At 60.1% G+C, this 21,155-nt stretch carries 21 protein-coding genes; 9 read left to right on the top strand and 12 right to left on the bottom strand.

All coding sequences use genetic code 11. The annotated features are described in order from the left end of the window. Nucleotides 1–58 precede the first annotated feature (58 nt). From HMPREF3138_RS05970 to HMPREF3138_RS05935, 8 genes are all read right to left on the bottom strand, one after another. Nucleotides 59–682, bottom strand: a complete 624-nt coding sequence (locus HMPREF3138_RS05970; protein WP_038871492.1) for a helix-turn-helix transcriptional regulator — start codon at nt 680–682, stop codon at nt 59–61. A gap of 108 nt (nt 683–790) precedes the next feature. Beyond that, nucleotides 791–1,330, bottom strand: a complete 540-nt coding sequence (locus tag HMPREF3138_RS05965) for a fimbrial protein (protein ID WP_038871490.1) — start codon at nt 1,328–1,330, stop codon at nt 791–793. Between the two features lie 17 nt (nt 1,331–1,347). After that, nucleotides 1,348–2,352: a fimbrial protein gene (locus HMPREF3138_RS05960; RefSeq protein WP_038871487.1), complete on the bottom strand. Its 1,005-nt coding sequence runs from the start codon at nt 2,350–2,352 to the stop codon at nt 1,348–1,350. 14 nt (nt 2,353–2,366) lie between these two features. Continuing rightward, on the bottom strand, nt 2,367–2,978 hold the full coding sequence (locus tag HMPREF3138_RS05955) for a fimbrial protein (protein ID WP_038871483.1): 612 nt from the start codon (nt 2,976–2,978) through the stop codon (nt 2,367–2,369). An 11-nt stretch (nt 2,979–2,989) separates the two neighbouring features. Beyond that, a complete protein-coding gene (locus tag HMPREF3138_RS05950; RefSeq protein WP_038871480.1) occupies nt 2,990–3,736 on the bottom strand; it encodes a fimbrial biogenesis chaperone in 747 nt (248 codons plus the stop codon). Between the two features lie 24 nt (nt 3,737–3,760). Next, nucleotides 3,761–6,262 carry a fimbria/pilus outer membrane usher protein gene (locus tag HMPREF3138_RS05945; protein ID WP_038871477.1) on the bottom strand — a complete coding sequence of 834 codons (2,502 nt, stop codon included), beginning with the start codon at nt 6,260–6,262 and terminating at the stop codon, nt 3,761–3,763. 71 nt (nt 6,263–6,333) lie between these two features. After that, on the bottom strand, nt 6,334–6,885 hold the full coding sequence (locus HMPREF3138_RS05940) for a fimbrial protein (RefSeq protein WP_038871475.1): 552 nt from the start codon (nt 6,883–6,885) through the stop codon (nt 6,334–6,336). 91 nt (nt 6,886–6,976) lie between these two features. Then, nucleotides 6,977–7,507 (bottom strand): fimbrial protein, encoded by a 531-nt coding sequence (locus tag HMPREF3138_RS05935; protein ID WP_070558825.1) that lies wholly within the window; start codon nt 7,505–7,507, stop codon nt 6,977–6,979. A gap of 757 nt (nt 7,508–8,264) precedes the next feature. Here HMPREF3138_RS05935 and HMPREF3138_RS05930 point away from each other — a divergent pair. From HMPREF3138_RS05930 to fetB, 5 genes are all read left to right on the top strand, one after another. Then, nucleotides 8,265–8,678, top strand: a complete 414-nt coding sequence (locus tag HMPREF3138_RS05930) for a hypothetical protein (RefSeq protein ID WP_038871468.1) — start codon at nt 8,265–8,267, stop codon at nt 8,676–8,678. Nucleotides 8,679–8,707: 29 nt separating this feature from the next. Beyond that, nucleotides 8,708–9,814, top strand: coding sequence for an FKBP-type peptidyl-prolyl cis-trans isomerase N-terminal domain-containing protein (locus HMPREF3138_RS05925; protein ID WP_171887404.1), 1,107 nt, complete (start codon nt 8,708–8,710; stop codon nt 9,812–9,814). A 38-nt stretch (nt 9,815–9,852) separates the two neighbouring features. Beyond that, on the top strand, nt 9,853–10,140 hold the full coding sequence (locus tag HMPREF3138_RS05920; RefSeq protein WP_004930885.1) for a FaeA/PapI family transcriptional regulator: 288 nt from the start codon (nt 9,853–9,855) through the stop codon (nt 10,138–10,140). A gap of 190 nt (nt 10,141–10,330) precedes the next feature. Beyond that, complete coding sequence (gene fetA / locus HMPREF3138_RS05915; protein ID WP_038871460.1) at nt 10,331–11,017, top strand: iron efflux ABC transporter ATP-binding subunit FetA; 687 nt, start codon at nt 10,331–10,333, stop codon at nt 11,015–11,017. After that, nucleotides 11,004–11,777: an iron efflux ABC transporter permease subunit FetB gene (fetB, locus tag HMPREF3138_RS05910; protein WP_038871458.1), complete on the top strand. Its 774-nt coding sequence runs from the start codon at nt 11,004–11,006 to the stop codon at nt 11,775–11,777. The genes fetA and fetB overlap by 14 nt, the downstream gene beginning before the upstream one ends. Nucleotides 11,778–11,812: 35 nt before the next feature. Here fetB and HMPREF3138_RS05905 read toward each other — a convergent pair whose 3' ends face one another. Then, the gene (locus HMPREF3138_RS05905; RefSeq protein ID WP_038871456.1) at nt 11,813–12,649 is read right to left on the bottom strand and encodes a TIM barrel protein; all 837 of its coding nucleotides are present in this window, start codon (nt 12,647–12,649) and stop codon (nt 11,813–11,815) included. A gap of 32 nt (nt 12,650–12,681) precedes the next feature. Then, nucleotides 12,682–14,124 carry a sugar porter family MFS transporter gene (locus tag HMPREF3138_RS05900; RefSeq protein WP_038883346.1) on the bottom strand — a complete coding sequence of 481 codons (1,443 nt, stop codon included), beginning with the start codon at nt 14,122–14,124 and terminating at the stop codon, nt 12,682–12,684. A gap of 556 nt (nt 14,125–14,680) precedes the next feature. Here HMPREF3138_RS05900 and HMPREF3138_RS05895 point away from each other — a divergent pair. The 4 genes from HMPREF3138_RS05895 to HMPREF3138_RS05880 all read left to right on the top strand — a co-directional run bounded on the left by HMPREF3138_RS05895 (nt 14,681) and on the right by HMPREF3138_RS05880 (nt 17,881). Beyond that, nucleotides 14,681–16,186, top strand: coding sequence for a CoA-acylating methylmalonate-semialdehyde dehydrogenase (locus HMPREF3138_RS05895; protein WP_038871453.1), 1,506 nt, complete (start codon nt 14,681–14,683; stop codon nt 16,184–16,186). Nucleotides 16,187–16,262: 76 nt separating this feature from the next. Continuing rightward, nucleotides 16,263–17,084: a 5-deoxy-glucuronate isomerase gene (gene iolB / locus HMPREF3138_RS05890; RefSeq protein WP_038871450.1), complete on the top strand. Its 822-nt coding sequence runs from the start codon at nt 16,263–16,265 to the stop codon at nt 17,082–17,084. Nucleotides 17,085–17,258: 174 nt separating this feature from the next. Continuing rightward, nucleotides 17,259–17,528 carry a hypothetical protein gene (locus tag HMPREF3138_RS05885; protein ID WP_038871448.1) on the top strand — a complete coding sequence of 90 codons (270 nt, stop codon included), beginning with the start codon at nt 17,259–17,261 and terminating at the stop codon, nt 17,526–17,528. A gap of 14 nt (nt 17,529–17,542) precedes the next feature. Continuing rightward, entirely contained in the window at nt 17,543–17,881 is a 339-nt protein-coding gene (locus tag HMPREF3138_RS05880) for a type II toxin-antitoxin system RelE/ParE family toxin (protein WP_038871444.1), read from the top strand. Between the two features lie 41 nt (nt 17,882–17,922). On the opposite strand, the gene HMPREF3138_RS05875 is transcribed toward HMPREF3138_RS05880, so the two are convergent. After that, complete coding sequence (locus HMPREF3138_RS05875) at nt 17,923–18,759, bottom strand: MurR/RpiR family transcriptional regulator (RefSeq protein WP_038871441.1); 837 nt, start codon at nt 18,757–18,759, stop codon at nt 17,923–17,925. 203 nt (nt 18,760–18,962) lie between these two features. Next, entirely contained in the window at nt 18,963–20,894 is a 1,932-nt protein-coding gene (gene iolC / locus HMPREF3138_RS05870) for a bifunctional 5-dehydro-2-deoxygluconokinase/5-dehydro-2-deoxyphosphogluconate aldolase (protein WP_038871439.1), read from the bottom strand. Nucleotides 20,895–21,155: the final 261 nt, after the last annotated feature.

Below are 21,155 nucleotides of genomic sequence, written 5' to 3'. Positions count from 1 at the left end.
TGCGAAAATGAGTATTCAGAGTAAACCACTCTGGCGTCACTCGCGAGCCTGTTGTCGCTCAGCCAAGCCCCCGCTGATTCAGCAGCACCTTATTCAACTCACTGTTTTTGCGCACGTTCAGCTTGCGCATCGCCGAACGCTTGTGGGCGCTGATGGTTTTCTGGCTGCGCTGCAGCAGGCCGGCGATGCTGCAGGCGGACATGCCGCTGCTCATCAATCCCAGCACCTTTTTCTCGCAGTGGCTGAGCGCGGCGATGCGGCAGGCCTGGCATTTCCACATGCCGGCGGCATGCACCGCCATCCACGGATGCTGGATGAATTTTTCCAACGCCATTTGCAGCTTGAGGCGGATGGCGTAGGCCGAATCGCCCCGATGGATGCTGAACAGCGGCGGCAGGTTTTTCACCTGTTGCTGGGTCGTGTCGTCGAGGATCAGCAGGGTCAGCTGCCGCTGGCGCGGGATGCCGTAGGGGCTCTGATAGCAGCAGGCGCAGCCCCAGCGCTCTTCCGGCGTGCGGAACACGATTTCGATGTTATCCAACGCCTGCAGCGCCAGCGGTGAGAATTGCGGATACCGGCGCTGGCATTCGTTCAGGGAGTGCAGATAGTCCTGCAGCAGCAGACGCAGCCCCTGCTGGTAGAAGTTATCGCTGTCGAACAGCGTGAAGCGAATATCTGGCATGGGTGGCTCCTTAAAAGGCCGCGGCACCGCGCCGGAGCGAACGGTGACGGCCAATCGCCGGCGTTCGCGCACCGGTCGTTTTCCTGATTTCCCTGGGGCGGTGCGGGCTTATTGGTACGCCAGCACAAAATTGGCGACGGACGTGAATTCGCCTTCGGTAATGCTTTGGTTCTGAATCGCACTCGGCCGTCCCTGCACATAGGCGGTGAAGTTCAGGCTGTTGGGGCCGTTTTGCAGCGCGACGGCGCTGGTGGCCTTATTCAGATCGATATCTGCACCCTGATGATCGAACAGGGCGATGGCGGCGCCGTTCGCCCCGTTGTTGATCGCCAGCTTGCCCGGCAGCTCTCCGTCTTCAGTGCCGCTGAAGGTCACGCTGACGGATTTGAACACCGTAGTCTTGCAGTCGGTCAGCTTGATGCTGAACGGCACCGGCGTGGTGTGGCCGTAGCGGTACAGGGTTTTGACGATCACCGTGCCCATCTCCACCAGTTGGTCGGCGGACTGCGGTTCGATATTGCACGGGCGGCTCACCACGGTGCCGTGGAACTGCACCGGCGCGCCGATAAGCTCGGTATTCGCCGTCGCCGGCATGGCGGTAAACCACCAGGGCACGCAGCTCAGCAGCGCTAAAGCGCGTAGACGCATTTTCGTTCCTCCCTCGGTTACTGGAATGCCGCCACGATGGTGGCCGATGCGTTGAATTCCCCTTCGCCGATCTCTGCGCCGCCGTTGGCGAACGGTGCCGCCACCAGGTTCCAGGAGCCGCCGTTGCCGATATTCGGCACCGGGTAAAACTCATTCGGGATAACCAGCTGGCCGTTGTGCGTCAGCCGGATGCCGAGATCGTTCTTGTCGGTTTTGAACACCTCGTTGCTGAAGGCGGCCGCCGAGCCTGAGACTGCCAGCTTGATGTTCAGCGTACCGTCCTCGAAGCTGCCGCCCTCGCACTGGAAGCGCACCGGAATGCTTTGCGGGTAGTTCGAGCCGTTGAGATCGCTGCCGCCGATCTCGCCGAACTCCACGTTGATCAGCTGGCCTTCGTTCACCACGCATTTATCCGGCACGTAGAGGATCGCGGATTGGATAAACACCTGCGCCATCGGGTTGGGCCCGAAGCCGCCGTCGGTCGAGCCCAGGCGGCCGAACATCTCGATGATCTGCCGATCGTTAATCTCGACGCCGTTGATGATTTTTTTGCGCACCCGGAAGGTGATGCGGCCTTTGGAGCCGCTTTCATAGTTGTTGACCTGCACATAGGGCGGCGTACAGCTGTGATTGGGGTACTCGTTGGATTCGTTGTAAAAAGGCACGGTGACATAGGCCTTCTTATAGCCGGCGATCCATACCTCAGCTTTTAAATCCAGGAAGTCGTTCAGCTGCAAGAAGCCGTTGCCGTAACTGGATGGGGGGAGCGCCGAATCCGACTTGTAAAAGTGCGGGCTTCTGGGGATCGGCGTGTCGCAGTAAGCCTTGCCGGTATAGGTGCCGCCTAATGAATAGGGGAACACTCTGGTGAACCCTACCTGGTTGGTGATGTTGCTTTGATTCAGATCGATATAGAACGGTTTCGGCCCGCCGTCCGGCGTGACGTAGCCGTTGGCCCAGGCGGCGGGAGCCGCCAGCGCGATCGCCAGCGGCAGGCAAAGTTTGGTCAGTTGCATTTTCATCGCGTTCTCGAGCCTCACAGGTAAATCACCTGAATGTGCGCCACGGCGGCGAACCCGGCGGCCATCACCGCCCGCTGGGTGGACTCCACGCTGGCACTGAACCAGAGGGTGTTGCTGCCGGGTTGCAGAATGTAGGGGCGGCTGCGCTGGTTCAGTTCCAGCGCCTGGCCCTGCTGGTCTTGCAGCCGCAGGCCGATGCCCTGTACGCCGCCGTTCAGCTTCAGCAGCGACGGATTGTCGACGTCGCTTTCGCCGAGAAACACCAGCGTCGCGGCCTGCTCTCCCTGCAGATAGAGGCGGCCGGCGTCGCCGTTGCGCGGGCCGGCCGGGTTATCCGCCAATGCGCGTGCCCCCAGCAGGCAGTTGCGGAACGAGAGGCGAAAACGCACCGGCGCGCTGCGATCGCCGGCGTTGCGGAAGTCGCGTGCGCTGACGTCGCCCAGATCGACGGCCTGATCCCGGCTGTCCGGCGTCAGGCTGCAGGGGGAGCTGAGCAGGCCGCCGTGAAAGCTGACGGTGCCGGTGGTGCCTTCGATCACGCCCAGCGGCGTTGCCGCCAGCGCGCTGCCGCCACACAGCAGGGCGCCGAGCAGCAGCGGGCGCAGTCGATCGGTGAATTCAGCCATGCTGGACCTCCTTATTTTTTCTCGGGCACGGCGGTGCAAACGCTGCCGTTGCAGGCGAAGCGCAGTTCGGGGTGGCCGCCGTAGTCGTTGATGTAGGTGATGACGAAGCTGTTCATGCCGGTGTCGTGCAGCTTGAGACTTTCGCTGGACTTCGGCTTCAGCATCAGCGGTTGGAAGCCGCCGATTGCGCCGCCGCCCTGTTTTTGCGTCTGCCGCGTCATGCCGGTCAGGGTGATGTAAAACGGCGTCGGGTTGTCGACGGTGACGGCGCCGCCGCTTTTACGGAACACCAGCTTTTCCTGCCACACTTCGCCTTTGGGCGCGACGATGGCCTTCGGCCGGTAGAACAGCTTGATCTGCGTTTGCAGCGCCAGCTGCATCACGTTGGTTTTGGTGCTTTTCGGCGGGATCTCGCGCAGGTTGAAGTAGAACACCGACTCGCGATCCTGCGGCAGGCGATCCGCCTCCGGCGTCTTGGTGATGCGCACCACGCTGCGTTCGCTCGGTTCCACGCGCTGCAACGGCGGCAGCACCACCAGCGGCGAGGTGATTTTCTGGTGCTGTTCGTTCTCCAGCCAGGACTGCGCCAGGAAAGGCAGCTCTTTGTTTTCGTTGACGATATTCAGGCTGATCGATTTGGCGTCGCTCACATAGACGGCGCGTGTGCGATCCAGCGATATCGCCGCGTCGGCGGTGGGCAGTACGGCGCTCAGGGCCAGGCCGGCGGCGGTCAGTAGCGTTATCGGGTGTTTGTTCATGTCATTATTTCTCAGCGTTACGGATTACAGGGTGGCGCACGGCAGCAGCAGCTGGTCCAGCGGCTTGGCGGCGCCCGGGATCACGATGCGGCAGCGGCGTTGGCCTTCCCAGGCGACGTCCAGCTTTTCCTCCGGCTGCACGCCGGTCAGGTAGACCGAACCGCCGTCGTTGACCACCGCGACCTCGCGGCCTTTCTCGCTCAGCACTGCGGCGCCGAACGGCGGTTCGCTGCCGTCCGCGAGGCGAATGGTGGCCAGCAGCTTGCTGCCTTTCACCACCTCGAAGTGGCGGTAGCCGATCGCGCCTTCGGTCAGCGTGCCTTGCACCACGGCGCGAGTGGCCTCGACGTCGTCCGCCAGCTTGTTGACGTCGATGCGGGTGTCGGTGTTGTAGTAGCTGGTGATGTCGGAAATCACCGCCAGCCCGAAACGGTTGCTGTAGGCGCGGCCGTTGTTGATCGGCACGCCGGCGATGCCGTCGGTGTCGAGCATCATGCGGCTGCCGCCGTTGCTCGAGTTCTGGTGCGCCGCGATACCGTGCCGGGTAGCGGTGAGGCCGCCGCGGAACGAGCCGCCGATCGACGAGTAGCTGTCCTGCTGGTAAGAGGCGCTGGCGTTCAGCGAGCCGAATGAAGCGTTATGGGTGTAGTACCCGCGTGCCAGCGATTTGCCGGACTGATTAAAGCCGCCGCTGACCTGCCAGGTATTGTCCGGATCGCTGTAGTCGTTGTACGACGCGGTCTGCGTGACATCGCCATTGTTGGTTTGCAGCGCATAACCGACGCGCCGGCGATCGCCGATCGGCACGGTGAAGTTGAGCATCACGCTGTCGTCGGTGCGGCCCTGGTAATAGGTGCGGTAAGCCGACAGCGAGGCGGTGATGTTGCTGATATCGCCGACGCTGAACAGCTTGCTGGCTGACAGCCCGTAACGATCCTGAGTTCGCGCATCCCAATAGGTCTGGTGCGAGTAGGTCAGGTAGGCGGTGATCGCCTTGGCGCTGTCTTCCGCCATAAAGGTTTTGCTGGCGGTGATGGTGTACAGCTCTTTCTGACGGCCGTTGTAATTCTTGTCGTAATCGCCGTAACGCTCCTGCAGGTACTGCGACATGTTCATGAACTTGCGCTGCGAGAAGCGGTAGCCGGCGAAGGTGATCTGGCTGTTCAGCTCGTCGAAGCGTTTGGCGTAGTTGAGCTTGAACGACATGCCGCTGGCGGTCGGTTCGCCGGGCAGGCGGGCGATCGACTGGGTGACGTCCAGCGACATGGCGCCGAACACGTTCAGATCGCGGCCGAGGCCGAGCGCCCAGGCGTTATAGTCGCCGCCGAGCAGCGCGCCGCCGTACAGCGACCAGGCGTTGCTCAGGCCCCAGGAGAAATCGCTGGCGGAAAACAGCGGCCCCTGGGTGCGGTGGTCGTAGGCCGAGGTTTTGCCCAGCGCCACGTTGTAGCGCACGTAGCCCGGTCGGGTCAGGTACGGAATGGTGGCGGTATCCACCTGGAAGGTCGAGACGGTGCCGTCTTGCTCTTCCACCTTGACGTCCAGCTTACCGCGCACCGAGCTGTTGAGATCCTGAATGGCGAACGGCCCGGCGGGCACGGTGGTTTCGTACAGCGTGCGGCCTTCCTGCGAGACGGTGATCTTGGCGTTGCTCTTGGCGATGCCGCGCACTTCCGGCGCGTAGCCCTGCAGGTTGGGCGGCAGCATGCGCTCGTCGCTGGCCAGGTTGAGGCCGGTGAAGCGATAGGCGTCGAACACCCCGGAGTCGAGGTAGATCTCGCCCAGCGTCAGCTTGGCGGCCTGCATCGGCAGCGCGCGATAGGCGTAGATCTGGTTCCAGTCGAAACCGGTGCTGCGATCGCCGGCCTGCTGATTGTAATTGGCCTGGTAGTCTGCGCGCAGGCGCCAGGCGCCCATATTGGCGCCCAGCGTGCCGTAGCTGCTCAGGTTCTGGGCGGTGTTGTTGTTGTGGTTCTGCTTGCCTAACTGGCCGCTCAGGTTGTAGTCCAGCAGCAGGCCGGGGATGCCGTCGTCCCACTGCTCGGGCGGCGTCCAGTCGGGATCGGAGTATTTCATCCACGCCTGCGGGATGGTGATCGCCAGCACGCCGCCGCCGATGCGATCGGAGACGGTCGCGCCTTTGATGCCGCGAATGTCGGCGCACTGGTTGTCGTGCCACAGGGTGACTTTTTTGGCCGCTTCTTCTTTCAGCGCCATTTTTTCCACCAGGTCAGGCGGCAGGCACACCTGGCTGCCGCTTTTGTTATCCGGCGACGGGAAATACTGAATGCTGCGCTGGGGCAGCGTTTTCTGGTTGATCTTGATGTCCAGCAAATAAGCGCCGGGCATGACGTAATCAGCATCGGAGAAACGCGAAAGATCCACTTTGCTGCGCTCGCCGATGTCCAGCACGTCGGTATTGAACTCCGTGGCGGAAAATGCCGGACGCACCCAGAGGAAAGATAGAATGACGAGGAGAGGTAGGTGTTTCCGTGTCAGTAATGACGTCATAGCATAATCACTCATGGCAAGTCCGCGCCCAATAGCAGGTCATCCGTACGACCTGAATACGTAATGCTGTGCAGCGCCCGCCGGCGCTAGAGATAAGACAGGGTGAATTTGGCCAGAGAGCTGAAGCCGCCCGCCCGCGCCTTGTCGGGATGCAGGCGCAACTGCGCGCCGAAGCGCAGCGTGTTGTCGCCGGCGACAATCTGGTAATCCGCCGTCGTGCTGCCGAGCGGGATCGGGGTGCCGGCATCGGTCAACAGCTCGATAGCCACCCCCTTCGCCTCGCCGTAAACGCCCAGCAGAGAAGGATCCCGGCTGTCGGCGGTGCCGTCGAACGTGACGTTGGCCGCGCGATAGATGAAGTCAGGCTTCACCTGGCTGGCCAGCTCGCAGTTCACCAGTTTGATCGTGAAATGGCGGCGGCTGCCGATCAGCACCGACTGCCCGTCCTGCGAGGCGTCGCTCATGGAGATCAGCCCGAAATCGACGGTTTGATCCAGGCTGTCGCTGGCGATGCCGCACGGCGTTTCGACGATGGTGCCGCCCAGGCTGACTTTGCCGTGGCCCTGATTTTTCGCTGCCGCCGCCGCGTTGCCAACGCTGAGCGCGATGAGCAACAGGCCGCAAAGGCGGATAGTCATACTGGCGTCTCCCTGTCTTTCCCTGTTCCCTTGCCGGTATCCTCGGCATGCAATAAAGCGGGGGATGCCCTGAGACATCCCCTGTGGGGTATTACAGGTAAGCCAGGGTGAAGTTCGCCACGCTGGTGAAGTCGCCCGGTACCACGGTGCTTGAGGCGCTGCTGCCCTGCAGGTAAGCGGCGAATTTCAGCGAGTTGTCGCCGTCGTTCAGGCCCTGGCCGTCGGTCGCGGTGCCCAGTTCCACTTCTTTGGAGTGCAGGTTGTCGTAGATCACGATGCCGGCGCCGGTTGCGGTGCCGCTCAGAGCCAGCAGTTTGCTGTTGATCGGATCAGGCGTGCCGGTAAAGGACACTTTGACGTTTTTCATGGTGGAGATGGAGCAATCTTTCAGTTCGATGTTGAAAGGTTGCATGCTGGATTTACCCTGGTTGGCCAGGATGCGGCTGCTGATCTGGCCCATCGGCACGGTCTGATCAACGGATTCCGGCGCGACGCTGCATGGCGCATCGATAATTTCGCCGGTAAAGGTGACTTTACCGCTGCCCTGATTAGATGCGGCATGAGCAACAGATGCGGAAGCGAAAGCAATCACGGTTGCCAGCATTAATTTATTCAGTTTCATTTCTCAGGTTCCTGTAGAGAGTTTTTAAATAAAAAGAACAGCACATCTAAATCCCCCGCGGCGGCGGCAACGCCATGTCGCCGGCCGTGCGGTTGGAGCCAGATCCTTTTGCTCTGGGCAATACGCCAACATCCGTTATTTATGAGAAATAACGAGATTTGGAAAATCGACAATGGATTTTCTGGTAAATAAAATACGAGTTTTATGTGTGGCGTGTTGCTGGGAATATTCTTGCAAATAATAGTATTGCTTGGGAATAGATTTTATTAAATTAAGTCAAATTCAGAATATAAAACCAAAAGGAAAAAGAAATATATTTGCTTTAAAATCAATAGATCGTATACAAATATTATCCAGTATAAATCACTATATAAATAACGATATGCGAGATATTAGATCGGGGGAAATAGGGGTGCACCTACAATTCACAATATTGTTTTGCTAATATCGCCCTTAGGCAGCAGATGATGCATTTCTCTTTAGAAACAAAATATAAAACATAATTAATTGTTTTTATTGTTGTTTTATGGTTTTTTGTTCACGATTGATTGGGTTTCTTATTCGCGTTTAACCCGCGTTTAGATCTAATTAATTAACAATTGAATAACAATTACACCGGTAGTGAATTATTCTATCGCATTGCGGTATAGGGATTTTTCGCTGTCTAACCTCTTTTGATTAATCAAATTAAGGCATGTGCCGCTGCCGTTCGCCACATAATGATGACCTAAGTGACAATTAAAGGATTATAAACGGAATGATAACGATGATTAATGCTTGCGGCGGACGCCGCAAGGTGGGGTTGGCTATATTTTTGCTGTCTTTTATGGTGCTATCTGGCTGTGCGGACGGTAGCAAGACAAAACTGAATTCTGTGAAAAAACTTTCACAGAACAATCCTAATGATAAATCCGATGAACAACGCATCGCGCTTTGCCAACAACGGGTTAATTCGTTAAAGAATATTAATCCGCAAAGTTACCAAAAGCGTATTGCCTATTTTAACGGCCTGCTTTCCAACGCCTCGGGATATGCCGGGGTGCGCGGCAACGTGGATGAGAGTACCCGTAAAGCGATTGATGCTCTTTATCAATATAAAACCGAGAAATTCTGCGCCGACGTCGAGCATGAGCTGATGTCCGATCTGTCCAGCCGGGTTGAGAATCTGTAGCCATGAAGCGATGCGCGCAAGGATGGGCGATGGGCTTTTTGCTGTTGGCGGCGAACGGGGCCGCTTGCGCCGCCGACGACGGCATTCCCGCCCTGTTGAAGTTCGCTGAACAACGGCAGGCGCCGCCGGCCGCGCTCGGGGAAGACACCGCGCGTAAACCGGTGCCCGCACCGGCCGCCAAATCGGCTGCCATCGCCGGGGCAGACGGCGTTCGTTTAACTTCTCTGAAGCAGTCTTTGCAACAGCAGGCGGAGAAAATCCGTCAGTTGGAGCGGCAGTTAGCGGCGGCTCAGGCCGCGGCGGCGCCGAAACGGGAGCGGGCCGTCGTCGATATTCGGCCGCTGGCCGATGCCCTGAAGGGATTGCGGCAAGCCGTTGCGCCAGTGCCTGAGGTGGGCGCATTGGCCGCTTCGCTAACGCAGGCCGAACAGCGCAGCGCAAGGTTGGCGGCGCAGTTGGCGCAGCAGCAGCAGCGGATCGACACTTTGCTGGCCGAGCGGCAGCAGGCCACCGAACTGCCCTTGCTGGCCAGCGAGGCGGACAAACAGGCGTATGCCGCCGGCGTGTCTCTGGGGCGCGACATTGTGCATTTGCAGCAGGAGAACCGGCACGCGGGGCTGGAGGCGGACAGCCGGCTGTTGCTGGCCGGCATCGCCGATACCCTGGCCGGGCGGTTGCGGCTGGATGAGGCCGCCATCGACAGCGCGTTGCGCACGGCGCAGCAGCGGTTGCTGCAGACGCAGGCACCACCGCCACCGCTGGACGACAAAGCCTATCTGGCCGATTTCGCCCGTCAGGAGGGCGTCAAGCAGGATGCGCTCGGTTTCTACTACCGGGTGGACTATGCCGGCAATGGGGCGATTGGCGCCGACGATCGGGTGGATATCGTGGTGCGCGAAAGCCTGGTCGACGGCCGGGTGGTCAAAGATATGGAGTTGGCAGGGACGGTGATCTCGCAGCCGTTGACGCGCTATCCGCCGCTGTTTCGCGCCGCTATCGAGAAGCTGCAGCGCCACGGCTCGATCACGCTGGTGGTGCCGCCGGCGCTGGCGTACGGCAAGCAGGGCAGCCCACCGGCAATCCCCCCGGACGCCACCATGATTTATACCCTGCGCATCGCTGACGTGCAGCCGTGAACGGGGGAGCTCAGCAGTAACCACTCAGGAGGAATGCTATGGCCAAGGCGCCGAAAACGTTTGAAAGTAGAAAATCGCTGATGCTGAATGTGTTGCAAGGATTGTGCAGAGAGCGTGTCGAAGGGTCAGGGGGCCACCATCCCCCGCCGGAGCAGTGGCCGAAGACGCGCGAGCTGGCGGATAAATGCGGCGAAAACATTTATACCACCCGAACCCTGCTGCTGGCGCTGGAAAAGGAGGGCAAGGTCCACTGCACCCACCGCAGCATCAACAATTCTCTACGCTGGTACAGCTGCGACGAACAGGCAGCGATAAAAAAAGAGTGATTCGACCCTGGCGGTCGCTTTTGACTATCTCTACAGCTAATCATTAAATAATCTTATCATTTGGCGGGGCGTTTTGCTCCGCCAATCCTCCTCTCCGCTCTCTGCCATCCGCGCAGGCATTGCTAAGATGTTTTTTGCGGCCATATACTTATCGCTCAGACGGGAACAGGTGTAGGGAGCCGGCATCGTAATGAAGGAAAAGAAAGACATACTGAGATTGGATGATATTCATTATCAAATAGACAACCAGGTGATCCTGGACTCCGTCTCTTTCACGCTGGGTGAAGGCGAGTTTAAACTGATCACCGGGCCTTCCGGCTGCGGGAAAAGCACGCTGCTGAAAATCATCTCTTCCTTAATGGATCCGACCCGCGGGAGCCTCTATTTCGACGGCCAGGCGATCGCCGAGATGTCGCCGGAGGCGTATCGCAAGCAGGTTTCTTACTGCTTCCAGACGCCGGCGCTGTTCGGCAATACGGTTTACGACAATCTGGCGCTGCCCTACCAGATCCGTCAACAGTCGCCGGATGAACGAAAAATGAAGGCCGATCTAACGCGTTTCGGCCTGCCGGAGGCGATGCTGACCAAAAGCATCAACGAGCTGTCCGGTGGAGAGAAGCAGCGCGTGTCCCTGATCCGCAACCTGCAGTTTATGCCCCGGGTGCTGTTGCTCGATGAGATCACCAGCGCGCTGGACGAGGAAAACAAACGCAACGTCAATGAGATAGTGCATCAGCTGGTGGCGGAGCACCGGCTGGCGGTGCTGTGGGTGACGCACGATACCGAAGAGATAGCGCATGCGGATGAGGTGATCACCCTGCGCGCGCACGGCGCCGAGCAACAGGAGCAACAGGAGCAACAGCATGAATCAGCATAACATCACCAACGAATCCTTAGGCTTGTCGATGATCCTGGTGGTGGTCGCCATCCTGATCAGCCACCGGGAAAAGCTGGCGTTGGAAAAGGACATTATCTGGAGCATCTGCCGCGCGGTGGTGCAGCTGATCATCGTCGGCTACGTGCTGAAGTATATTTTCGACCTGGATAACGCGCTGCTTACCGTATTGATGGTGCTGTTCATCTGCTTTAACGCGGCCTACAACGCCAAGAAACGCAGCAAGTACGTCGAACACGCGTTCGTGACGTCGTTTATCGCCATCACCACCGGCGCGGTGCTGACGCTGGCGGTGCTGGTCTTGACCGGCTCCATCGAATTTACGCCGATGCAGGTGATCCCCATCTCCGGGATGATCGCCGGTAACGCCATGGTGGCGGTGGGGCTGTGCTACACCAACCTCGGCCAGCGTTTCAAAAGCGAACAGCAGAAGATTCAGGAGATGCTCAGCCTGGGGGCGACGCCCAAGTTCGCTTCGGCGGCGCTGATCCGCGACAGCATCCGCGCTTCGCTGATCCCGACCGTGGACTCGGCGAAAACCGTTGGGCTGGTTAGCCTGCCGGGCATGATGTCCGGGCTGATCTTCGCCGGCATCGACCCGGTGAAAGCGATCAAATATCAGATTATGGTGACCTTCATGCTGCTTTCCACCGCCAGCCTGTCGACCATCATCGCCTGCTATATGGCCTACCGTAAGTTTTACAACGAGCGCCACCAGCTGGTGGTCGGCAACCTGAAGTAACGCCATGAAAAACGGCCTCCGCGGAGGCCGTTTTTTTACCCTTGCAGTAGGGCGATGCTGTGGCGGATTTCCCGTTCGATATCCGCCTCGCTCCAGCTGTCCAGCTGCGAAGAGAAGGGCTCGAAGGCATAGACGCCGGTGTAGCCCAGGCGTTCCAGGTTCTGTACCTGACGGCGGCTCTCCAGCCGATCGCCTGCGCTCAGCATAATGCGCTCTTCGTCGCTCAGCGCGCCTTTATCCCGCCCGTCTTCCACGCCGGACAAATGCACCAGGCCGATCTGCGTCACCTGGATTTGCGCATCGAAGTCGGCCTGCGTCACATCGCTCAGGTAGTGGTGGAAAGTATCGAGCACGATGCGGTACGGCGCGCCCGAATCGCGGATGAGCGCCTGGGTCAGCAGCGACGATCGCAGCGAACTGATGCTGAAGCCCAGCGGCTCGACGTACCCCTGCACGCCATAGCGCGCAAACAGCGGCGCCAGCAACCGCAACGCCGCGAGGGTGTCGTCGCGTTTTTGCTGCTCGCTGCGCTTGTCATCGGCGCTGCAGTGTGGGCACAGCACCAGCGCCCGGCTGTGGATGGCCTGCGCCTGCGCCAGCAACGCTTCGGCGCGCTGCAGCAGCGCCGCCGGGTCGTCTACCCGATTGAACATGCCGAGGGCGTTGATCGTGACAATCTCGATGCCGTATTGCGCGGCGAGCGCGTTGAGCTGCGCGTCGCTCAGATCGTCAGTTACCTTGCCGCTGGGCATGTCGTTGCGCAGCTCAATTTTGCTGAGCCCGCAGCGTTTCACCAGGCGGAAAAAACTGTCCAGATCGAGATTCGGCGCGATCTTGCGGTTAATGCAGAAGCGGTCCAGCGCAAGTGTCATGAGGCATTACTCCAGCGGTCAGAGTTGAGAGATCAGGATTTGCCGTTTTCCAGCGGCAGCGGCTTGCCGTCGGGCAGGGGGTGACGGTGGCGTTTGGCCAGCACCACCTGCTCCATTTTTTCCAGCGAGACGCCTTTGGTTTCCGGAATGTAGCGGCCGATGAACCAGTAGCTGAACAGGCAGCAGGCGGCGAAGATCCACATCGGGAAGGCGCCGTGGAAATGCGAGAACAGATACGGGTGGTCGTTGATCATTGGGAACGACTGCGATACCGCGAAGTTGGCGACCCACATGCAGCCGACGGCAATGCTCATCCCCTGCGCGCGCATGCGGTTTGGGAAGATTTCCGACACCAGCACCCAGGCGCCGACGCCCCAGGACAGCGCATAAAACACCATGAAGAACAGCATGCCGAACAGCGCGAAATAGCCGGTGGCCTGGGTGTAGAGCGCGTACGAGGTGAGCAGCAGGCCGGCGATGGCGCCCAGCGTGCCATAACGCATCAAGGGAATGCGACCCATGCGATCCATCAGCATGGCGCCGATGACCGAACCGACCAGCTGCAGCACGCCGATCCAGATGGTCTGGAACAGCGCTTCCTGCGCGTTTTCGGTCACGGTTTTCAGCACCACCGGCGCGTAATACATCATTACGTTGACGCCGGTCACCTGCTGCAACATGGCGATCATGCAGCCGACGAACAGAATGAAACGTACCCGCACATCGCCGTAGTTCAGCTTCCGGTGCTGCTGCTGTTGATCCTGATGCAGCGAGTCTTTGATTTCTTTCAGCAGATTTTGCGCGTGGGCGGCGTTGGAGACCTTGGTCAACATCGCCAGCGCCTGATCGTCGCGCCCCATCATTACGTTCCAGCGCGGGGATTCAGGAATGACGAATACCAGGATGCAGAACAGAATGCAGGGGATCACGCCCGAGGCGAACATCCAGCGCCAGCCCATTTCCACCAGCCAGGCTTCGCTGGCGAGGCTGGCGATTTTGAAGTTGACGTAGAAAATCACGATCTGACCGAAGACGATGGCGAACTGCTGCATGCTGAGCGCGCGCCCGCGCATGTCTTTCGGCGACACTTCCGACATGTACATCGGCGACACGGTGGCGGCAATGCCGACCGCCAGCCCGCCGATGATGCGGTAGATGACGAACCAGGTGAAGGTCGGGGCCAAGGCCGCGCCGACGGCGGACACGGTGAACAGCAGCGCCGCCAGCATCAGCGCCTTTTTACGGCCCCAGCGCGCCGCCAGCGGCCCGGCGGCGAAGGCGCCGACCACGCAGCCGATCACTACGTTGGAGACCGCCCAACCGGTTTCGGCCGGGCTGAGACTGAAATAGGTTTTCAATGCTTCGATCGCGCCGGAGATCACGGCGGTATCGTAGCCGAACAGAATGCCGCCCAGGGCGGCGATGCCGCAAATTCGCAATATGTAGCCGGTATTGTGCTTACGCTGATATGACATGTGTTGCTCCGATTTTTATCCTGGCTTCCGTCCGCACGGTTGGGGTGTCGGGAAGAGGGCGAGCGGAAGGGTGTGAACCGTGCCTGTCATCAAGGCGATGTCGTCGATAAATGCTGGAACAAACAAGAACATTTATTTCATAATTAGTGAATGATGGAATATTGATTTTTAGATCCAGTTCAAAAAAAACCGTCGCGAGCGATTCGGGCACCTTGGGCGAACGGGGGCTGGCGGTAACAACGACAGGGCAGGCACAGCGTGGGTTTTCTGTAGCAAAGTCAGTGTGCATTACCCCGGGTTTCTTCTCCGCCGTTGCGCTTTCCCTGGCACGGTAATGAAAGCGCCAACCGGATCGACACCGCAAAATTGCGACCTCACGCACTAAAAATAAATTTTCCAAAACAATTTATTTGAAACTTTTTTTTCAATGAAATAGAGTTTGCTGTATCCGGTCAGGATTTAGCCGGCTTGCCGACGGGGTTTGGCGAGCGGGACGATTAACGCCGCGCCGCCGGCGAATGGCCAGGCGACAGCGGACTTGAAAAGAGGGCGTGACATGAAAACCGTGGGTAACTTTATTGGCGGGCAGGTGTGCCTGAGCAGCAGTAATCAAACCGTTGACGTGCACAACCCGGCCAGCGGGCAGGTTGAGCGGCACGTCACGCAGAGCACCGCCGCCGAAGTCAAACAGGCCATCGACGTGGCCCATCAGGCATTTGCCGACTGGTCGCGCACCACGCCGCTGCGCCGCGCGCGCATCATGTTCAATTTCAAGGCGCTGTTGGAACAGCACCGCGACGAGCTGGCCGAGCTTATCGTCAGCGAGCACGGCAAAGTGTACTCGGATGCGCTGGGCGAACTGACGCGCGGCATGGAAGTGGTCGAATTCGCCTGCGGCATCCCGCATCTGCTCAAGGGCGAGTATTCGCCGGACGTCGGCAGCGGCGTCGACAGCTTCTCGCTGATGCAGCCGCTGGGCGTGGTGGCGGGCATTACCCCGTTCAACTTCCCGGCGATGGTGCCGATGTGGATGTTCCCTATCGCGCTGGCCTGCGGCAACACCTTCATCCTCAAGCCGCCGGCGCTGGTGCCTTCCGCCTCGGTGCGCCTGGCGGAGCTGCTGAAAGAAGCCGGCCTGCCGGACGGCGTGTTCAACGTGGTGCACTGCGCCAATGAAGACGCGGCGCAGCTGTGCACCGATCCGCGCATTCAGGCGGTGAGTTTCGTTGGCTCATCCACCGTGGCGGAACATATCTACACCACCGCCAGCGCGCACGGCAAGCGGGTGCAGGCCTTCGGCGCGGCGAAGAATCAGGCGATCGTCATGCCGGACGCCGATCTGGACGCCACGGTCAACGCGCTGATGGGCGGCGCGTTCGGCTCTGCCGGCGAGCGCTGCATGGCGTTGCCGATCGCCGTGGTGGTCGGTGACGATACCGCCGACAAACTGATCGCCAAATTGAAGCCGCTGATCGCGCAGCTGCGCGTCGGGCCGGGCTTGCAGCAGGGCGGCGAAGAGAATGAAATGGGGCCGCTGGTGTCGTCCGCCCACCAGAAAAAGGTACTGGGCTACATTGATTTGGGCGTGGAAGAAGGTGCGACCCTGGTGGCCGACGGCCGCAATTATCAGGTGCCGGGCTATCCTGAAGGCTACTACGTCGGCGGCACGCTGTTCGACCATGTGAAGCCGAACATGCGCATCTACCGCGAAGAGATCTTTGGGCCGGTGCTGGGCATCGTGCGGGTGCCGGACTACCGTACCGCCATCGACACGGTGAACGGCCATGAGTTCGGCAACGGCAGCGCCATCTTTACCGGCAGCGGCCACTACGCGCGCCAGTTCGTACAAGAAGTGCAGGCCGGGATGGTCGGCGTCAACGTGCCGGTACCGGTGCCGATGGCGTTCCACAGCTTCGGCGGCTGGAAGCGCTCGGTATTCGGTGCGCTGAACGTGCACGGCACCGACGGGGTGCGCTTCTACACGCGCATGAAGACCGCCACCGCGCGCTGGCCGGCCGGGCAGCAGACGGTGTCCGAATTCAGCATGCCGACGCTGGGTTAAGCGCTGTCATATTCAGGCCAGGCCGTTGCTCCTTCGGGCAGCGGCCTTTGCACGAATCATTAACAGGAGAATCGAGATGTCTTCACTGCTTGCCAAATGTCAGACGCCGAACGCCGAAGGGCGCATCCAGCATGTGACGCCGGAAAATGCCGGTTGGCGCTATGTCGGCTTCGACGTTTATCGCCTGGGCGCCGGGCAGTCGCTGCAGCTTGAGTGCGGCGATAAGGAGCTGTGCCTGGTGCTGGTGGCCGGTATCGCCTCCGTCGCCACGCTACGCGCCGAGTACCCGCATATCGGCAAGCGCATGAGCCCGTTCGAGCGCACGCCGCCTTACGCGGTGTATGTGCCGCATCACGATCGCATCGACGTGCGGGCAGAGACCGATCTGGAGCTGGCGGTGTGCAGCGCGCCCGGCAGCGGCCACCTGCCTTCACGGCTGATCACGCCGGCGGATATCGGCGTGGAGCGGCGCGGCAAGGGGCGCAACCAGCGGTTGGTGCACAACATTCTGCCGGACAGCGAGCCGGCCGACAGTCTGCTGGTGGTGGAGGTTTACACCGACGAGGGCAACACCAGTTCCTACCCGAGCCACAAGCACGATCAAGAAGACTCGCCGGACGAAACCTATCTGGAAGAGACGTACTATCACCGCATTCAGCCGGAGCAAGGGTTCTGCATGCAGCGCGTCTATACCGACGACCGCACGCTCGACGAGTGCATGCCGGTCTACAATCGCGATGTGGTGAAAGTGCCGCGCGGTTATCACCCGGTGGCGACCCTGGCGGGCTACGACAACTATTATCTCAACGTGATGGCCGGGCCGGTGCGGCAGTGGAAATTCACCTGGGAAAAAGACCACGCCTGGATTAACGGCGACGGCTATCCCGCCGCGCAATAAGCGCTTGAGGCCCGGCTTGCCGGGCTTTCTCTATATTAGGGTATAAATTTGCCCTAAATTTGCCCTCCCTCTTGCTCAAATGATAACCTGTCCGCATGCGATTGCTCCCCGACTGAGTGAATCCAAAGAACCGCTGTGATACAGCGTGATTGCCTATGCGCAGGAGGAAAAACCATGACGACTACCATGTCCCAAAAAGCGGCGCGCGAAGGATTAGGTTCGCCCGATCTGTTTGAAGGCGGGGTTTACGTCACAAAAAATGGTGTTGCTGAGCTGTTTGTTCAAACGGCGGCTGAGAGAGAGGCCGAAATTCGGGAACGCAATCTGGAGCGCCAGTCCAACGCGTTGCTGAAACTGACTATGATGGCGAAGCAAGAGATTAAAAATCATCGCGGTCTGTCGCCCGAAGAAACGTTGCAGCGGCTGCGCGACGCGCGGAAATAGGCCCGAGGTGCAGGATGCCCCAGGAAATACGTTTTACCGTCGCGCCGGCGGCGGAATGGAGCCTGAAAGACATCGAGTCTTACAAGAGTGGAACGATAGGGGCCGCCGCCGCCGGGGTGTTCGTGGATAATCTGTTGTTATCGTCTCTTGCGGCAATCGCGGACGATCCTGCCCGCTATCGCTTCAACGCCGTGCTGGCGGGCATGGGGGTACGGTTGCACGAGCGATTGGATCCCGACAGCGAATATCGCGTCATTTATGACTACGACGGCCAGACGGTGGAGATTCTGCTTTTCATCAGCATGAAGCAAGATCTGGAAAGCGCGCTCTACCGTTATTTGTTGCTGCAATAATCCCGCCGCGCCCGAGCCTGCCGGGCGCGTTCACCCCAGCCTTACTCGTCCCGGGCGTTATTCAGCGCCAGCGAAACCGCCAACGTCTGCGCCAGGCACATCGAAGCCACCTGCGAACGGAAGCCGTCCACCTGCGCTTCGCGCACCACGAAACAGACGTCGCTGAAGGCGGCCAGCGGGCTGACCTGGCTGTCGGTGATGGCGATCTGTTGCGCGCCGCGCTTGGCGCCCAGTTCCACCAGTTCCACCGCCTCGCGGGCGTACGGCGAATAGCTGATGGCGATCACCACGTCCTTCGGTTTCACCATGCTCAGCTGTTCGGTGAACATGCCGCCCAGGCCGTCGATCAGAAACGCGCGGCGCTCCAGATGGCGCAGCGCGTAGGTGAGGTAAGAGGCGACGCTGAACGAGCGGCGCAGGCCAATCACGTAGATGTTTTCGGCGTTATTGAGCAACTCGACGGCGCGTTCCAGCTGCTCGGGGGCGATCTGCATCGCCAGCTGCTGCAGCGCCTGCGCGTTGACCATGGTGAACACGTTGAGGATTTCCGCCGGTTTCTCCGGCGCGACGTTGTCGTCGGTGGAGGTTTGGCGGAACAGGCGCGCGCGCTCGGTATAGTTCGCCGTCTCTTCCATCAGATGCTGACGGAATACCTGCTTCATTTCGTTGAAGCCGCTGAAGCCGAAGGCGTTGGCGAAACGGATCAGCGTGGAGGGCGGCACGCTGGCCTGTGCGGCGATGGAGGCAACGGTATCGAAAGCGATGCTGTTACTGTTATCCAAAATGTAGCGCGCCACCTGCTTCAAACGCTTGCTCAGCGTTTCATAACGGTGGCGGATCTCGTCCTGTAACAGCGAAAGTTGAGTTGGGTTGTTCATCCATTCGGCTCGCAGTGGGGTGAAGGCGCATTGGCCTGACGCCTGAAATATTGACAGGGTATTTTAACAGACGGAGCGGAAATTTCATTTCCTCAAAAAGCGATTTATTCGATCGCACATTGCGCGACTTCACAGAAAAGGGGCAAAAAAATCCCCTTAAAGCGGCGAAATGGCCTTAAGGGGTCGTGAACTCGCGCTCGCTGTCAGTGCGCGCCGCCCACCTGCGGACGGTACTGGCGCCAGAAACCGATCAGCGTCAGGTATTTTTGTTTCACCTGCTCGATCAGGGCGGCGTCGTCGATTTCATCCTGCAGCCAGCGGCGCGAAGGCTGGCCGAAGATGGTGCGGCCGACGGCGAAACCTTTCACCCAGCGCGCATCCGCAGCGGCGGCAAAGCCCGCCTTCAGCACCGCTTCCGGGGAGTCGAGCCCCAGGATCAGCACGCCGCGGCAGAAGGGATCGTAGGTGTCGATCAGCGCGCCGACCCGCCGCCAGTTTTCCGCGCTCAGCGGCGGCAGTTTCCACCAGTCCGGCTGAATGCCCAACCGGTAGAAGTGTTCAATCATCTCCAGATAATGGCGTTCGTCCTTGTCGGGGTTGTTGTCCGGCAGGATCACCTCCAGCAGCAGCTCGTGGCCGGATTTGCAGCAGCCGCGGTAGACGTCGGCGATCAGTTCATCCTGCTCGCGGCGCAGTTCCGCCGCGTCGTGCGGGTGATAAAATACCAGGCACTTCACCACGTGCTCCTGCGGCCAGTCGATCAATTGTGAGCCGATATTGCCGTGCTCCAGGCGCAGCGGGCGCGAGCTGGGCAGCTCCACCGGCCGGCCGATCCACCATCCCTGGCCGGTGATCTCGTTCAACGCCGCCTGCCCGTAGGTGGTGTCGGCCAGAATGCCGCTGTTGCCGTTGAGGCCGGCCTGCGCGGCAGCCTGTTGCGCCGCCGTTAACAGCAGGGTTTTCAGGCGCGGAATGCGTTCCTCGCCGACGCCGGCTTCGCGCGCCATGTCCGCCAGCTGCTTGCGGTGATCGAAAGCAAACACGCACAGCTCTGGCCATTGCTGCTTGCGGGTGGTCACCCGGTGCAGGTGGTTCAGACGTGCGTCGCGGTCCGGGCGCGTGACCTGCCGTTCGCGCAGCAGGTAGTCGTCCAGCTCCCGTTTGGTCGGCATGGCCGGCGCGCAGCCGTGGCGCGACACCACCAATGCGCCGCAGGCGTTGGCGTAGCGGCAGGCCTGATCCCAGCCCTCATCGTTCAGGTAGCCGCGCAGCAGGCCGGACATAAAGGCGTCGCCGGCCCCCAACACGTTCAGCACCTCAACCCGCACGCCGGCGTGCAGCTTCACCTGCGCCCAGTCGTCGGCGATTTCGCCTTCGAACACCGAGCAACCCTGCGCGCCGCGCTTGCACACCAGCGTGGCCGCCGTGGCCCGCCGCACGTTTTTTAGCGCCGTCAGCGTGTCGGTGCTGCCGCCGGCGATGTGAAACTCCTCTTCGGTGCCGACGATCAGATCGAAATGGTGCAGCACCTCCTGTAGCTCGCGCGTGACCTGGTCCGATTCCACAAAGCGGGTTTCGCCGTCGCCCAGCGACGTCAGCCCCCACAGCACCGGGCGGTAATCGATGTCCAGGGCGGTGCGCAGGCCGTGGCGGCGCGCGTATTCCAGCGCCTTCAGCACCGCGGCGCGGGTGTTCGGGTGCGACAGGTGTGTGCCGGTGATGGCCAGCGCGCGCGAGGAGGCGATGTAGGCCTCGTCGATGTCGTCCGGCGTCAGCGCCATGTCCGCGCAGTTTTCGCGGTGGAAGATCAGCGGGAAGGTTTCCTGATCCTTGATGCCGAGGATCACCAGGCCGGTTAATCGTTGCTTGTCGGTGATGAGGCAGCGGGTATCGGCCCCGACGCGCTGCAGCTCTTCACGCAGAAAGCGGCCCATGTGCTCGTCGCCGACGCGCGCCAGCATGCCGGATTTTAACCCCTGAATGGCGGTGCCGTAGGCCACGTTGCCGGAGGAACCGCCGAGGTACTTGGCGAATGTGCCGGCGTCTTCCAGCCGCGCGCCGATCTGCTGAGCATAGAAATCGACGGCGATGCGCCCGAGACAAATGACATCAAGCTGTTTTTCTTGTGTAGCCATACCCGTTTCCTTCTGTTTAAGCAAAACTCCGGCGGCGGCCCGAGCGTGGCGCCCTGCAGGAAGCATGGGAACAGTATGGGGAATGAAAATTTCAATTTCAATATGAAATGAAATTTACACCCCAAAAATGTGATGCATTTAAAACATCGGTAAGGGGATGGAAAAGGCGGTTAAACGGCCACGGAAGGGCGGCCAGGCGCGCGCTGAAAAGGAGTGCGAGGACAGGATAAAAGGCTGTCATCCTGAGTGCTGACGGTGGTC

Origin of the sequence: Serratia sp. HMSC15F11, assembly GCF_001808215.1 — a bacterium.
Taxonomy (GTDB): Bacteria; Pseudomonadota; Gammaproteobacteria; order Enterobacterales; family Enterobacteriaceae; genus Serratia; species Serratia nevei.
Note: the sequence above shows the minus strand (reverse complement) of the source record. Positions and strands in the feature narration are given on the sequence as shown.

Coding starts and splice junctions, on each gene's coding strand:
- HMPREF3138_RS05925 (WP_171887404.1), top strand. CDS start 8,708: ATGGGCTTTTTGCTGTTGGCGGCGAACGGGGCCGCTTGCGCCGCCGAC.
- HMPREF3138_RS05920 (WP_004930885.1), top strand. CDS start 9,853: ATGGCCAAGGCGCCGAAAACGTTTGAAAGTAGAAAATCGCTGATGCTG.
- HMPREF3138_RS05970 (WP_038871492.1), bottom strand. CDS start 682: ATGCCAGATATTCGCTTCACGCTGTTCGACAGCGATAACTTCTACCAG.
- HMPREF3138_RS05950 (WP_038871480.1), bottom strand. CDS start 3,736: ATGAACAAACACCCGATAACGCTACTGACCGCCGCCGGCCTGGCCCTG.
- HMPREF3138_RS05875 (WP_038871441.1), bottom strand. CDS start 18,759: ATGAACAACCCAACTCAACTTTCGCTGTTACAGGACGAGATCCGCCAC.
- HMPREF3138_RS05935 (WP_070558825.1), bottom strand. CDS start 7,507: ATGAAACTGAATAAATTAATGCTGGCAACCGTGATTGCTTTCGCTTCC.
- HMPREF3138_RS05930 (WP_038871468.1), top strand. CDS start 8,265: ATGATAACGATGATTAATGCTTGCGGCGGACGCCGCAAGGTGGGGTTG.
- fetB (WP_038871458.1), top strand. CDS start 11,004: ATGAATCAGCATAACATCACCAACGAATCCTTAGGCTTGTCGATGATC.
- fetA (WP_038871460.1), top strand. CDS start 10,331: ATGAAGGAAAAGAAAGACATACTGAGATTGGATGATATTCATTATCAA.
- HMPREF3138_RS05905 (WP_038871456.1), bottom strand. CDS start 12,649: ATGACACTTGCGCTGGACCGCTTCTGCATTAACCGCAAGATCGCGCCG.
- HMPREF3138_RS05900 (WP_038883346.1), bottom strand. CDS start 14,124: ATGTCATATCAGCGTAAGCACAATACCGGCTACATATTGCGAATTTGC.
- HMPREF3138_RS05895 (WP_038871453.1), top strand. CDS start 14,681: ATGAAAACCGTGGGTAACTTTATTGGCGGGCAGGTGTGCCTGAGCAGC.
- HMPREF3138_RS05945 (WP_038871477.1), bottom strand. CDS start 6,262: ATGAGTGATTATGCTATGACGTCATTACTGACACGGAAACACCTACCT.
- iolC (WP_038871439.1), bottom strand. CDS start 20,894: ATGGCTACACAAGAAAAACAGCTTGATGTCATTTGTCTCGGGCGCATC.
- HMPREF3138_RS05885 (WP_038871448.1), top strand. CDS start 17,259: ATGACGACTACCATGTCCCAAAAAGCGGCGCGCGAAGGATTAGGTTCG.
- HMPREF3138_RS05880 (WP_038871444.1), top strand. CDS start 17,543: ATGCCCCAGGAAATACGTTTTACCGTCGCGCCGGCGGCGGAATGGAGC.
- iolB (WP_038871450.1), top strand. CDS start 16,263: ATGTCTTCACTGCTTGCCAAATGTCAGACGCCGAACGCCGAAGGGCGC.
- HMPREF3138_RS05955 (WP_038871483.1), bottom strand. CDS start 2,978: ATGGCTGAATTCACCGATCGACTGCGCCCGCTGCTGCTCGGCGCCCTG.
- HMPREF3138_RS05960 (WP_038871487.1), bottom strand. CDS start 2,352: ATGAAAATGCAACTGACCAAACTTTGCCTGCCGCTGGCGATCGCGCTG.
- HMPREF3138_RS05940 (WP_038871475.1), bottom strand. CDS start 6,885: ATGACTATCCGCCTTTGCGGCCTGTTGCTCATCGCGCTCAGCGTTGGC.
- HMPREF3138_RS05965 (WP_038871490.1), bottom strand. CDS start 1,330: ATGCGTCTACGCGCTTTAGCGCTGCTGAGCTGCGTGCCCTGGTGGTTT.